General features: G+C 41.9%; 10 protein-coding genes and 1 riboswitch. Of the genes, 7 read left to right on the forward strand and 3 right to left on the reverse strand.

The genetic code is table 11. From position 1 onward, the window contains the following. Window positions 1-24 precede the first annotated feature (24 nt). The 3 genes from nhaD to L1070_RS00230 all read left to right on the forward strand — a co-directional run bounded on the left by nhaD (window position 25) and on the right by L1070_RS00230 (window position 4,528). Complete coding sequence (gene nhaD, locus L1070_RS00220) at window positions 25-1,272, forward strand: sodium:proton antiporter NhaD (protein WP_070985499.1); 1,248 nt, start codon at window positions 25-27, stop codon at window positions 1,270-1,272. Between the two features lie 119 nt (window positions 1,273-1,391). Further along, window positions 1,392-1,566, forward strand: a riboswitch (Lysine riboswitch). A gap of 86 nt (window positions 1,567-1,652) precedes the next feature. Then, window positions 1,653-2,999, forward strand: coding sequence for a lysine-sensitive aspartokinase 3 (lysC, locus tag L1070_RS00225; protein ID WP_237124002.1), 1,347 nt, complete (start codon window positions 1,653-1,655; stop codon window positions 2,997-2,999). Between the two features lie 206 nt (window positions 3,000-3,205). Next, on the forward strand, window positions 3,206-4,528 hold the full coding sequence (locus tag L1070_RS00230; RefSeq protein WP_237124003.1) for a sodium-dependent transporter: 1,323 nt from the start codon (window positions 3,206-3,208) through the stop codon (window positions 4,526-4,528). Window positions 4,529-4,583: 55 nt separating this feature from the next. Here L1070_RS00230 and L1070_RS00235 read toward each other — a convergent pair whose 3' ends face one another. Beyond that, window positions 4,584-6,734, reverse strand: coding sequence for a DUF5916 domain-containing protein (locus tag L1070_RS00235; protein WP_237124004.1), 2,151 nt, complete (start codon window positions 6,732-6,734; stop codon window positions 4,584-4,586). Window positions 6,735-6,982: 248 nt separating this feature from the next. On the opposite strand from L1070_RS00235, the gene L1070_RS00240 reads away from it, so the two are divergent. The 4 genes from L1070_RS00240 (at window position 6,983) to L1070_RS00255 (ending at window position 10,838) form a co-directional block, all read left to right on the forward strand. After that, on the forward strand, window positions 6,983-8,341 hold the full coding sequence (locus tag L1070_RS00240) for a DASH family cryptochrome (protein ID WP_237124005.1): 1,359 nt from the start codon (window positions 6,983-6,985) through the stop codon (window positions 8,339-8,341). Next, window positions 8,338-8,496: a DUF2256 domain-containing protein gene (locus L1070_RS00245; RefSeq protein ID WP_237124006.1), complete on the forward strand. Its 159-nt coding sequence runs from the start codon at window positions 8,338-8,340 to the stop codon at window positions 8,494-8,496. Before L1070_RS00240 ends, L1070_RS00245 begins: the two co-directional genes overlap by 4 nt. Further along, complete coding sequence (locus L1070_RS00250; protein ID WP_237124007.1) at window positions 8,489-10,063, forward strand: cryptochrome/photolyase family protein; 1,575 nt, start codon at window positions 8,489-8,491, stop codon at window positions 10,061-10,063. Before L1070_RS00245 ends, L1070_RS00250 begins: the two co-directional genes overlap by 8 nt. Before the next feature lie 151 nt (window positions 10,064-10,214). Beyond that, complete coding sequence (locus L1070_RS00255; protein ID WP_237124008.1) at window positions 10,215-10,838, forward strand: LysE family translocator; 624 nt, start codon at window positions 10,215-10,217, stop codon at window positions 10,836-10,838. A 13-nt stretch (window positions 10,839-10,851) separates the two neighbouring features. On the opposite strand, the gene L1070_RS00260 is transcribed toward L1070_RS00255, so the two are convergent. Then, window positions 10,852-11,436, reverse strand: a complete 585-nt coding sequence (locus L1070_RS00260; RefSeq protein ID WP_237124009.1) for a hypothetical protein — start codon at window positions 11,434-11,436, stop codon at window positions 10,852-10,854. 277 nt (window positions 11,437-11,713) lie between these two features. Next, window positions 11,714-12,439 carry a transporter substrate-binding domain-containing protein gene (locus tag L1070_RS00265; RefSeq protein ID WP_237124010.1) on the reverse strand — a complete coding sequence of 242 codons (726 nt, stop codon included), beginning with the start codon at window positions 12,437-12,439 and terminating at the stop codon, window positions 11,714-11,716. Window positions 12,440-12,495: the final 56 nt, after the last annotated feature.

Here is a 12,495-nt window from a genome sequence, read left to right on the forward strand (position 1 = left end):
TTACTTACAGGTTGTTTACGCAATATGGTTACGCCCATTATCCTTACCCTGATAGCGATTGCGTTCTTGCTTATCGTTATAGAGGATATCATCCATGTAAACAAGGCCAAAACTACCCTTTTTTTTGGTACTTTATGTTGGATTATCGCTTTTATCTCCCCAATTCATGGTCAAAGCCCAGAAACTGTACAACATCAGCTAGATCATAACATTCTTGAAATCGCCACTCTATGGCTTTTCTTGATGGCTGCGATGACATTTGTGGCCTATTTGAACTCCAAAGGATTTATTCAAAACATTGTACATCGCGTAATGCCAGCTCAAATCAGCGAGCGGAAACTGATGTTTTTGGTGGGGATTTCTGCTTTTGTGTTCTCGTCGATTTCTGACAATATTACCGCCACTTTGATTTCGCTGGCAGTTGTTATGTCTTTGAAATTAGACCCTAAAAAACTTATTAAGTATGCCACTTTGATTATTTTTAGTGTCAACAGTGGCGGGGTATCACTGATCACAGGGGACGTAACCACGCTGATGATATTTTTAGCGGATAAAGTAACTATTCCTGATTTGTTGTTATTGATAGCGCCAGCCCTTGTGAGCGTAATAGCACTGGCTGCTATGCTGTCGATTGGTATGAACAATACCTTAGAGTTTCAAAAAGCGGAGCTGCGTCGCATAGAAAAAACCGACATTACAATCGCGGTTATTTTTATGACGACCATTTTTGCCACTTTATTTCTGAGCGTTCAATATCAAGTGCCACCGTTACTAACATTTTTGTTTGGTCTGTCATTGATGTTCTTGGTAGCGCAGTTCCTAATGCGAAAAAAAGATGTAAACAAAAAAATTATCGATTACATTCGAGAGATTGAATATGACACCTTGCTGTTCTTTGTTGGTGTATTGCTATTAGTTGGGGCATTAAAAGAGGTGGGTGTGCTTGCAATGTTCACAGATTTGTATGTTTACATGAGCCCTGAGTATGCCAACTATCTAATGGGACTACTCTCTGCAGCGGTTGATAACGTACCACTTACAGCCGCTTTGTTAAAAGCTGATATTACCATGACCGCGCAGCAATGGTTGATGTTTACCTATGCAACGGGTGTGGGTGGTTCAATGTTGGTGATTGGCTCTGCGGCGGGTATTATCGCGATGAGTAAAGTTAAGGCGCTAACATTTATGAGCTATTTGCGCATGTCACTGTACCTGCTGATTGCTTACAGCATTGGTTATGTTGGTGCATATCTGTCTGGCCAGTTTATTTAACGTTTTTTAGGTGTCTCGATAATAAAAACTTGACACCTAGACGGCTAAAAGATATTTTTTACAAGCCCGCTCTGTGAGTGGGCTTTTATTTTGCTGTTATTCAGGTTTAATAACGCAAAATAAACAGAAGAGGTGCGATGCTTAGGTATTTAGCGGTAGGTGACGAAAGCCTGTGACTGCTTTAGAGGGAAGTACTCGCCGAGGAAAGTTGTAGTACGTCGCTGTGACTTTTCGGTTTACGAGGCTGAATCCTCGGAACTGTCACCGTTTTAATGGTGGAGAGCTTCTGGCAAAGGTCATTTCACATACTTTTTGTACCTTCAATTGCCAAGTTCTCCTTTTTGAATTGACCCATCGAAATGCGGTCACAAGGAGATATAATGAACTCGCAGTACACAGTCGCAAAGTTTGGCGGAACCAGTGTAGCCGATTATCCAGCCATGCAACGCTGTGCAAAAATCATTAAAGATGATACACAAGTACGTGTTGTGGCAGTCAGTGCCAGTGCTGGTGTAACCAATCATCTTGTTACACTTACGCAGCAAAAAGCCGATGAGCAACAGCGTTTAGAGCTCGTGCAAGCCGTACTTGATATTCAAGATGCGATTTTAGCAGAGCTGTCGCTAGATGCTGATCTTGCACAAGGGTTTGAGCAAACCATCACGGAATTTAAAACGTTGGCGGCATTACCAGCACTCAGCGCACAACAATGTGACGAAATGCTGAGTTTTGGAGAGCGTTTATCTTCATATCTGTTCACACAGGTGTTGAGAAATTTAGGTGTTTCAGCGCAGCGTTTTGACGTGCGAAAAGTACTTAAAACAGACAATCGCTTTGGTAAGGCAACGCCTGATATTGCTGCTACTGCGGTTGCTGCGCATAAACACTTAATGCCATTGCTTGGTGAGCATGTTTCCGTCACGCAAGGTTTTATCGGTAGTGACCAATATGGGCAAACAACAACGCTTGGCAGAGGGGGATCGGATTACAGTGCAGCCTTACTCGCAGAAGCTATAAAAGCCAAAAGTGTGCACATATGGACCGATGTAGTGGGGATATTTAGTACCGATCCGAGACTATGTAACAAGGCAACACCGATCGCCCGATTAAGCTTTGATGAAGCCGCTGAAATGGCAACGTTCGGTGCGAAAGTATTGCACCCAGCTACGATATTGCCTGCGAGTCGAAGTGGTATTTCGGTGTTTGTGGGTTCTAGTCGAGACCCTCAAGCGGGCGGTACATGGATTGAAAAAGAAAAGTCTAGTGCGCCGGGCATTCGCGCTGTAACTCAGCGAAAAAACCAAATACTGTTGACCTTAAAGAGCCCTGAAATGCTACTCGCGAGCGGCTTTTTAGCGCGTATATTTACAATTTTAAGTGCATATAACATCTCTGTTGACTTAGTTACAACGTCAGAGATCAGTGTTGCGATTACGCTTGATAATGCCCAAAACGCATCGCGCCCTGAGCTGGACCAGGCGTGTTTGGAAGAACTCAGTGAGTTTTGCCACGTAACGGTTGAAAATAATCTGACGCTTGTTGCGCTGATTGGGTCTGAAATTCAGCTAAAGCAGCATGAAATAAACCTAATGCAAGTGTTATCCGATTTCAATATACGTTTGATCTGTCACGGTGCAAGTAAACACAACTTGTGTTTTCTAGTTGAGCAACCCCATTCAGATCATGTCGTGCAATCTATTCACGCAAGGTTATTAGAGACGGCGTAAATAACTCACACTATGGCAATCATATGGTTGCCATAGCTGGTATTTGTTATTTGTCACATTGAGTAAGTATCAACGCTTTATTAATCAGACCATTAGCTACTTTGACAGGGCATAATTAAAGTGCTGATCTGGACCTATTATATTCGCATTTTTTAACAACTTGAGTATAATCGGCCCCCTAAAACAATAACTAAATTAGACTTTCTATGGCTCAATTGCGAGATGGTTTTCAAAGCCGAATTGGCTTTGTACTCGCTGCGGCAGGTGCTGCGGTAGGACTAGGTAATATATGGGGATTTCCCACACAAGCGGCGAACCACGGCGGTGGGGCGTTCTTACTTGTTTACTTTATTGTTATTTTTTTGTTAGCGCTTCCCGCGCTTTACACTGAACTCTATCTTGGCCATCAGGCACAATCCAACCCTGTTAATGCACTGCGTCAAGCTTGGCAAGAAAAGGCCCCTAAAGTAGGCGCTGCGGCCGGCTATCTTGGTCTGAGTGGTGCGATTGTGATGCTTAGCTTTTACTCAATTGTTGCAGGTTGGATGCTAGCCTATTCACTAGAGCCTATTAGCAGAGCAATGGGCTTTGAACAAATAAGTGCATTTTTGCAGGGTGATTCGACGGCACGCAATTTAATTTTTACACCACTGATGCTACTACTAACTGCCAGCATTATTCTCAAAGGTGTTAAATCTGGTATAGAAGCTTGGTCACGGCGCTTGATGCCAATGCTGCTGTTGTTGTTGGTTGCCTTAATTGCTTACATCGCCACTCTAGATGGGGCAGCCGAAGGGTTTAGTGCTTACCTAAAACCTGATTTTGCAAAAATTACAGACCCTGATCTGATCATTGCCGCGATGGGACAAGCGTTTTTCTCATTGTCGCTCGGGGTTGGCTGTATGATGATCTATGGTTCATACCTCAAGCCGAATGAGAACTTGCCTAAATTGACCTTTAGCGTTGCAGCGTTAGATACTGGCGTTGCATTCTTAGCTGGGTTATTAATCATTCCGGCGGTATTTGTAGCGCAACATAACGGTGTTCAAGTATTCCAAGATGGTAAGCTAATAGGTGAGGGGCGTTTAATTTTTGCCGTGTTGCCAGAGCTATTTTCAAGTATGGGGGCAATTGGTTTATGGGTGGGCCTGACGTTTTTTGTCCTGATGTCGATTGCATCACTCACATCTACCATTTCTTCAACAGAAATACCGGTTTCATTCCTTGTTGAAAATCATGGTTTGCAGCGCAAAACTGCAACTTGGTGGGTGACGGTGGTAATAATGGTGGTGGCTACAACCATAATCTTTAACTTTGACTGGCTATTTGGGTTGGTAATTACCTTGTTTACGCAGTATCAGTTACCGCTGATGGGGTTGTTTTATTTTATTACTGTAGGTTGGATGTGGAAGCGTGGTAATCAGTTACGTTCAGAAAGTAAAGGCAAGCATTATTGGTTTGCACAATATGTACGTTTTGTGTGTCCAGTCTTGATGAGTGCTGTTTTTCTTAATGTTGCGGTAAAATAAATACACATGAAAAGGCGCTAATAGCGCCTTTTTACGTTCCATAGGCCTAATCAAATTACCAGCGATTGATGTAATTAACCTTAATGGTTTTTTCATCAAAATAGCTTTGTCGCTGATGCCAACCATCTTCCAAGTCGTAGCCCTTATTGATACTTACTTGGTATAATTCATCAGGCGCACTTTGGTAGCGTAATCGACTAAAAATCGATAGGTTGTCAGAGCGTGTATTGTGCTGAATCATGGTATTCCAAGACCACTCCTCATTAAATGAAATATTTGCCTTTAACCGTGTACTGTACATATTTTCACTTAGTACACTTTGTGCGTAGTAGTGATGGTTTCTACTGAGCTGTAGCATGACATGTTTATTAGGTTTGTAGTTTAGCTCAGCAAGCACTTCTTGCCTGTCACTGTCATAAAATTCACCTGTTGTCAGTTTAATGTTACCAAATACACTTTGGTTAGTTGAAGTTTGGTAAAATACTGACCATTGGTCGAAGTGATAATCCTTTGCTGCAAAGCCTATGCGTCGGCCCATAGCATAGCGATTTTTTAACCGCTCTGTGCGAGCGTCATACTGTATTTGAAATACAGAGGAATCCTTCATCTGTATGCGCATTGGTCGAATGGTGTACATCTTGCTGAGCCAGTTGTTGTCTACATCGTTGCGCTGAAAATAGTTGTAGTTAACTTGATAGTAGTTAATGTAGTTGCTAAGAAAGCCAGTTTTGGGGCGGTGTCTAAGGTGGGAGACCCATTCGTAATAGTTAATACCATTGCGGTTAACAAAGCCCAATGCGGGGTTAAAGTCTTCGCCTAAATAGCGATATATTGCGCTGGCATAAATTTTGTCATTCGGTAATGTAATTTGTGCGCCATAGGCTACCGTATCGTCGTCATGGTGTTGTTTTTCAGTTTCCTGATACCACGCGTAGGCTCGAATTTGTTGATCGCCAAAAATGCTATTTTCATAACGATAATCAACTCCAAATAGCCCAGAATTATCACCGCCATCTGCGCTGCCATCGGTGATAATGGCACCTACTTGATGGTGTTGGCCTAGCTGTTGTTTAACTCGCGCTACACTCAGTTGGGTCGTATCATCAACTGAGCCATCTTTTTCTTGGTTAACGCTTAATACTCCAAAGCTGGTACCGTCTACCTTGCCTGTAAACTTGGTTCCCCAATCTATATCTAATACACCACTTTGTGGCCCTTGACCGATGCGACGAGAATAAAATGGCATGCCGTTATGGTCATAGTTACTAAAATCACCAAAACTAAACACTTGGCTGTCTTGTAAAAAAAAGTCGCGTTTTTCCTCAAAAAACTGACTAAATCGCGTCATATTGATATCTACTTCATCCACATCCGTTCCCGAGAAATCGGTGTTCAACGTCAGCACGCCGGTGATATTCGGAGAGAATTTATAAAATGCATCGAGCGAAGGCGTCCACTTACTTGATTCTTGGTTGTCTTTAAAGCTTAGCCCCGTTTTGATTTCAACTCCTTTACCTTGTGTTAGGCCATGAATGTTAGTGATTTTACCAACTTGTGGTGCTGTCCAGCCCCAGTTCGAGGGGTCATTCACGTTCCAATAGATTTGTTTATAGGGTTTTGACAGTTTGTGCCTAAGTTGAAGTCCCCAGTCTGATTTACTCGGGTCAAATGAGAGTGATTGCATAGGAATGGCCATTTCAACGCTCCATCCATTTTGTGTGCGTTGGGTTTTGGCATACCAAATCGTACTCCATTGTCCAATGTACTGGGTACCATCGATAAGTCCGTCTTCTCTCACACCTGAAGGAGAAACATGAAACAGGTATGCATCACGTTTGTCAAAGTTTGTATCGAGTGTAATACCGAAATAGTCTTCGTTCCAAATGTTATCGCCTTGCGTTAAGACTCGGTCTGTAATGCTCTGTTGAGGTTGTGATATTTCGGCTGCGACATAAAAGTAAGACTCATCATACGCGACCCACGCTTTGATTGGGTATAGAGGGGTGTCACCTAGATTAGGACGAAATTCAACAAACTGTTCAATGACAGCTGCGTCCCTCCATTCGCTTGCGGTGATATTGCCATCTATGATCGGTGCTTGGGTAAGTTTGGCAATCTCGATGGGAGCGCGTTGATTTGTTTGCTCGGCATTTACCGATAGGCTTGGTAATGCTATTGCCAAGCAAACGTAGTTTGCATATTTCATATGGTTATCCTGCAAAAAAACTTGCTGACTATGTTCTTGGCAAAAGCAGATAAAGGCATGAAAAAGCAAGGAAATCTGGTGACAAAGATGTGATGATGCACGATATTTTTCGATAACTAGTTGAAAAGTAGGGTTTGTTTTTTGTTTTGGAACAAATAAAAAACCTTAGTTGTGAACTTTAATTAACAGTAATTCGTAGTGAACACACAGAAGGTAATAATTAGATATCTGAGGGAGCACAATTATCTATGAGTAGGGCGCTTTATTGGTTTACGCAAGATCTTCGACTTACCGATAATCAAGGTGTTGATTGGGCTACAAAGGCTCACGATGAAGTCGTTTTTGTTTATGTGATTAACCCATCATGGTTTGCGCAAAACAACTACAATCATATGGCTTTGGGAACACATCGATGGCGCTTTGTATGTGATGCCCTGAAAGATTTGAGCGAACAACTGAGAAAGTTTGGCCATCACCTGCATTTGCTAGTGGGTGAGCCGAGCGAAAAGCTCACAGGGTTTATTGAAAGTTACAATATTGAGGCCTTGGTACTTTCGCAGCAATTCGGTATTTACGAGCAGCGCATTTTAGAGCGCATATGCCAGCGTAATGAATCGGTTACGGTAAAGCAATTTAGCCAAACCACATTGTTCAACAATGACCAAGTTGAAGAGTTAGAGATACCAATGCGGTCATTTTCTACATTTAGAAACTTCGTCGAAAAACGGCCTTTAGAAATTTTTACAAAAAATGTGTTCCAACATCCTACGGGGTTGCAAGGGACTGCTTTTCTTTGCCCAGAACACGCCGGGCACTGTAGTGAAGTCTTATCAAAAATGAACGATAGTATTGTACCATTTGATACTAATGGTGCTGGCTTTATAACTGGCGGAGAGCACAGTGCACAGCACCATCTAAAGACGTATTTTGAATCCTATGCCCCGTCTACCTATAAAGAAACCAGAAACGAACTAGATGGCTTTAGTAAATCCACAAAATTCAGTGCGTATTTAGCCATTGGCAACCTTTCACCTAAACAGATTTGGCTCGCGATAGAGGAATATGAGCGTAATCGACATAAAAATGACTCAACTTACTGGCTTAAGTTTGAACTATTATGGCGCGAGTATTTTCAATGGTTAATCAAGGTAAAAGGCAAGTCCTTCTTCTTGTTTAACGGTGGCGGAAACAGCAAGCCGTTGACTAGCTTCTACTCTCGCAGGTTTGCAGCTTGGTGTGCAGGGCAAACGTCATTTCCTTTGGTGAATGCCTGTATGAGGCAATTAAATGAAACAGGGTATATGTCAAATAGAGGGCGGCAAATAGTTGCCAGTTGTTTGGTGAATGAACTGAGCGTTGACTGGCGCTATGGGGCCGCTTACTTTCAACAGCAATTGATTGACTATGATGTTGCATCCAATTGGGGGAATTGGCAGTACATCGCGGGCGTTGGCGTAGACCCTCGTGGTGGTCGCCATTTCAACATTCCAAAACAGGCGCAGTTATATGATCCTGATGGTGAGTTTGTAAAGAAATGGCGCGGTCATGCACAAAAGGAAATAGCATATGACGGTGTAGATGAATCCGACTGGCCATTACCGAAATGAACAAGAGTCAACTGAGCGTCAAACTCTGCCCTTGTTGCAAGCGGCCATTCACTTGGCGAAAAAAGTGGCAAAAGGATTGGCCACATGTCAAATATTGCTCTAAGCGATGTGCCAGTAATAAGCGTTTAATTGATAGGGATAGCAGTAATGAATAATAACTCATACAGGTGCATAAGGCTTATTCTTGGAGATCAGCTAAACCCACAGCACAGTTGGTTTAAAGATAAAAATGAACACACGCTATATGTTATAGCAGAGCTTCATCAAGAAACAGCATATGTACAGCACCACATTCAAAAAGTGTGTGCATTTTTCTGTGCCATGCAACATTTTGCACAAGCGCTCAGTCAAGCTGGGCATCATGTCCTTCACTTGACGCTCGACGACACGCAAGCTTATTCATCTTTACCTGAATTGCTTACTTATTTGATAGACCAATACGGGGCAAGTCATTTCGAATATCAGTTACCTGACGAATATCGATTGAGGCGACAGTTGCAAGCGTTTACAACTGAGCTCAATGTCACCAGCATGTATTATGAGACGGAACACTTTTATCTTAATGAAAGTTCAATAAAACAAGAGTTTACAGCCGGTAAGCATCATCGGATGGAAGCTTTCTATCGTCGCATAAGAAAGAAATTTAACATTCTAATGAATGGTAATGAACCGCAAGGGGCACGCTGGAACTTTGATGCTAACAATCGAAACAAATTAAAACCACAAGACTTCAACGCCGTGCCATCGCCTTTGTTATTTGAAAATGATGTTAGCGAAATACTGGCACGGCTAAAAAGGCATTCCGTTAAAACGATAGGTAAGAGTCAAGATTTTATTGGTTGGCCAGTAACGAGGGCGCAAGCAAAGCAATTGGTGAATTTCTTTTGCAAGCAATGTCTACCGAGATTTGGAGAATATCAGGATGCAATGAGTTGCCAAATAGATAACGCCTTTGATAAGCGACAATGGAGCTTGTTTCACTCCCGTTTGTCATTTGCTATGAACGCTAAAATGATTAGTCCTGCCTATGTCGTTAATGCAGCATTGGCTTACTATGAACAACACAAGGCAAAAATATCCTTATCTCAGATTGAAGGGTTTGTTAGACAAATAATTGGTTGGCGAGAGTTTGTCAGGGGGATTTACTGGGCCAATATGCCACACTACTCACAGTTAAATAGTTTGTCTGCCACTCGTAAGCTGCCTGATTTCTTTTGGACTGGTGAAACACAAATGAACTGTCTGAAACACGTTATCAGTCAGTCTTTAGATGAAGCTTATGCGCATCATATACAGCGTTTGATGGTAACAGGTAACTTTTGCTTACTCGCAGGAGTAGACCCAGACATGGTGGATCATTGGTACTTAGGTATTTACATTGATGCGATAGAGTGGGTAGAAATGCCAAACACTCGTGGTATGAGCCAGTTTGCTGATGGCGGTATTGTGGGTTCTAAAGCCTACGCAGCAAGTGGTAATTATGTAAAAAATATGTCTGATTACTGCTCACAATGCCACTATAAAGTGAACCAAGCCTCTGGGCTAAATGCGTGTCCATTGAATTCGCTTTACTGGCGGTTTATGGATAAAAACCAGCAGGGTTTTGCAAAAAATCCTAGAAATAGAATGATATATGCTAATTGGCTAAAAAAATCAGATGAACAACGCAAGGAAATTCTTGCGCAAGCCGATGACTACATATTGAATATTGAGAACTTATAATTATTTAGCTCTATCGCCCACTATAGAAGCTGTAAAGGGGCTTGACAGTTTAGTTTAGCTCGGTGAACAGTGTTAATTATTTAGTTAGCGCAAAAAGCTGATTTCCAATTTCAGATGGCTTACCATACGGTTTTTTGCGAAAAGGATTACTATGGAACTGTCAACTTGGTTGAGTTTGGCCACCATCTGTATTCTGGGTGCTATGTCACCTGGTCCAAGTTTAGCTGTGGTACTTAGGCATTCACTATATAACAGTGCTTTACATGGTATTGTTGCAAGTGTATCTCATGGCATGGGAGTTGGGCTCTATGCGGTTTTGTCGCTCCTTGGCCTAGCTGGGCTTATCACTCATTACCCATTACTATTTCAGGGGTTAGTTATAGGCGGCGCTATTTACTTAGCATATATGGGCATTAAAATTCTTACCAGCACCTCTAGTGGTATTAATGTTCAACAGTCTATTAGCCAAGTTAATTTCAAACAAGCTGCGCAAGATGGATTTGCGATTGCATTTTTGAACCCTAAGCTGGCGATATTCTTTTTGGCCCTATTTTCTCAATTTATTGATCCAGACAAAATGACCGTGTACACCGCAGCCATAATGTGTGCAACGGTGCTGGTGATAGATACCTTATGGTACTTTTTCGTATCGGTATTAACAGCAAGGGCCAAACAAAGGTTCGATTTGGCTTCTAAACAGCAAATAATCGATAAAGCCTTGGGAGTTGTATTCTTGTTGTTAGCGTTAAGGGTAGTTGTGACGCAACTCTCTTAAACAACAGAATTGGTTAAGCTAAATTTTTACTATATAACTCAAAGATAACCTGTTTTAACTCCTCTAGTCCTTCGTGAATGTCCATGATTTCTAACGACACTGTGGTGTCGTTAACTATTTTTGAGATGTCTACTTCAAACTGAGCGCTTCGGTTATTGGGTAGGTGAAGAGTGACTTTTCCTTGCGTCAGGGCATCATATAGAGATATGGCCATGAAGGGGTGTGTACGGATCACAAGACCTGAAAATGACAATGATAAAACATTAAAGGGCGTACTGACTGTGTCGCTCTTAAGTACAATGCCGGTGAGTCTCTTAGTTATCCAGTGGCGATTACTCGACTGCGCGGCAAAAATATTTGGTAGATCACATGAAAAGGTCGGCAGTCCAGCCTCGGATGTGTGCAAATGGGCGGGAAAATAAACAACCTCTGAGTTTACCTTAGCAACCACTTGAATATCAGTGGCTTGACGAAGTGTATGTAACCATAGTTTTAGCTGTGAAGCATGCTTTTCTTCGAGGCAAACATCAAAATGAGGCTTACTTTCTTCTTGTAACACTTGATAGATAAATTTTGTTTCTTCCTTTGAAAGCTTCATAGTGTTATTCCGCTAAAAGTGTTGTAGGTAAAAATATGCATACTTTGTACCGCTTATAGCACTTAAAATGAGTGTACGACCATTCACAATAATTGGCGATTACAGCCTATTACAGACAGCTAAATATAAAAATTACTCATTAAGTCTTATGCGTTTACAATCTTATCGGCAGAATTAAGCCGAGATTTAGCTTAGAATTGAACTGAAAATGGCAACAATATAGAGCAACGTTACATGAGAGTTTGCAATATGGGCAATAAACGAGCCATGAACAGGCTTAGAAAGTGGGCGTATGGTTGGCTTTTAGTTTGAAAACCTGTTGTTCAGCTCGTTCAATAAGTTTGTCCAGTTCACCACTTTGTTGCAGCTCCTTGAGCTTACAGTCTACCTTGTTTATGAGTTCAACATGTTCGTTGCGAATATAGTGATAGAGGGTCTGTCGGTTTAGACTTTTTGGGTGGGCTACTACACCAGAAATGCCAAGACTTCTTAGCGTGACTAAACCATCCATTTTATTGGTCAAAGCCACGTCTGCAAGACCAGTGTTGACCAATCTTAGCATCTGTGCGGTGTTATCAGTGTCGGTAACATTCTCCATACCCCGAGTAATATTTTGTGTGTGTTTAACGCCTCGTACTTTGACTACCTGATACCGGCTGAGATCATTTGCTGTATTTATGACGATACCACTGTCTTTTCGGGTAAATACCATGGTTTCTAAATAGTAGTAGGGTGTGGGTACGCGTGTCACGCTGGGTGTTTCTTCGCCATAGCTGTAAATACGCATGATCTCTCCATCGTATGACCCCATCGCTGCTTTATAGTGAGCGCGTCTTGCTGGCAGAGGAGTTATTGTTATTTGAATGCCAAGTTGTTGGTAAACTTCAGTTAAAACAATTCTACCAACTTCTTGTTCAATAAGGTGATTTATAGCAGCAAAATGATACTGCTGGGCAAAGCAAGTAAAGGATAAATGTAATAGAAACAAAATAATGTATTTCATGAAGCTGTGAAGGTTTAAAATGCACCTCCAAGAATTATAGCGCAATTGGGCTTAGA

This window comes from Pseudoalteromonas sp. MMG022 (assembly GCF_021654245.1).
Classification (GTDB): domain Bacteria; phylum Pseudomonadota; class Gammaproteobacteria; order Enterobacterales; family Alteromonadaceae; genus Pseudoalteromonas; species Pseudoalteromonas amylolytica.

What these genes read in the sequence shown, in the direction of transcription:
- nhaD (WP_070985499.1), top strand. Translation starts at nt 25, where the DNA reads ATGGTTACGCCCATTATCCTTACCCTGATAGCGATTGCGTTCTTGCTT.
- lysC (WP_237124002.1), top strand. Translation starts at nt 1,653, where the DNA reads ATGAACTCGCAGTACACAGTCGCAAAGTTTGGCGGAACCAGTGTAGCC.
- L1070_RS00230 (WP_237124003.1), top strand. Translation starts at nt 3,206, where the DNA reads ATGGCTCAATTGCGAGATGGTTTTCAAAGCCGAATTGGCTTTGTACTC.
- L1070_RS00235 (WP_237124004.1), bottom strand. Translation starts at nt 6,734, where the DNA reads ATGAAATATGCAAACTACGTTTGCTTGGCAATAGCATTACCAAGCCTA.
- L1070_RS00240 (WP_237124005.1), top strand. Translation starts at nt 6,983, where the DNA reads ATGAGTAGGGCGCTTTATTGGTTTACGCAAGATCTTCGACTTACCGAT.
- L1070_RS00245 (WP_237124006.1), top strand. Translation starts at nt 8,338, where the DNA reads ATGAACAAGAGTCAACTGAGCGTCAAACTCTGCCCTTGTTGCAAGCGG.
- L1070_RS00250 (WP_237124007.1), top strand. Translation starts at nt 8,489, where the DNA reads ATGAATAATAACTCATACAGGTGCATAAGGCTTATTCTTGGAGATCAG.
- L1070_RS00255 (WP_237124008.1), top strand. Translation starts at nt 10,215, where the DNA reads ATGGAACTGTCAACTTGGTTGAGTTTGGCCACCATCTGTATTCTGGGT.
- L1070_RS00260 (WP_237124009.1), bottom strand. Translation starts at nt 11,436, where the DNA reads ATGAAGCTTTCAAAGGAAGAAACAAAATTTATCTATCAAGTGTTACAA.
- L1070_RS00265 (WP_237124010.1), bottom strand. Translation starts at nt 12,439, where the DNA reads ATGAAATACATTATTTTGTTTCTATTACATTTATCCTTTACTTGCTTT.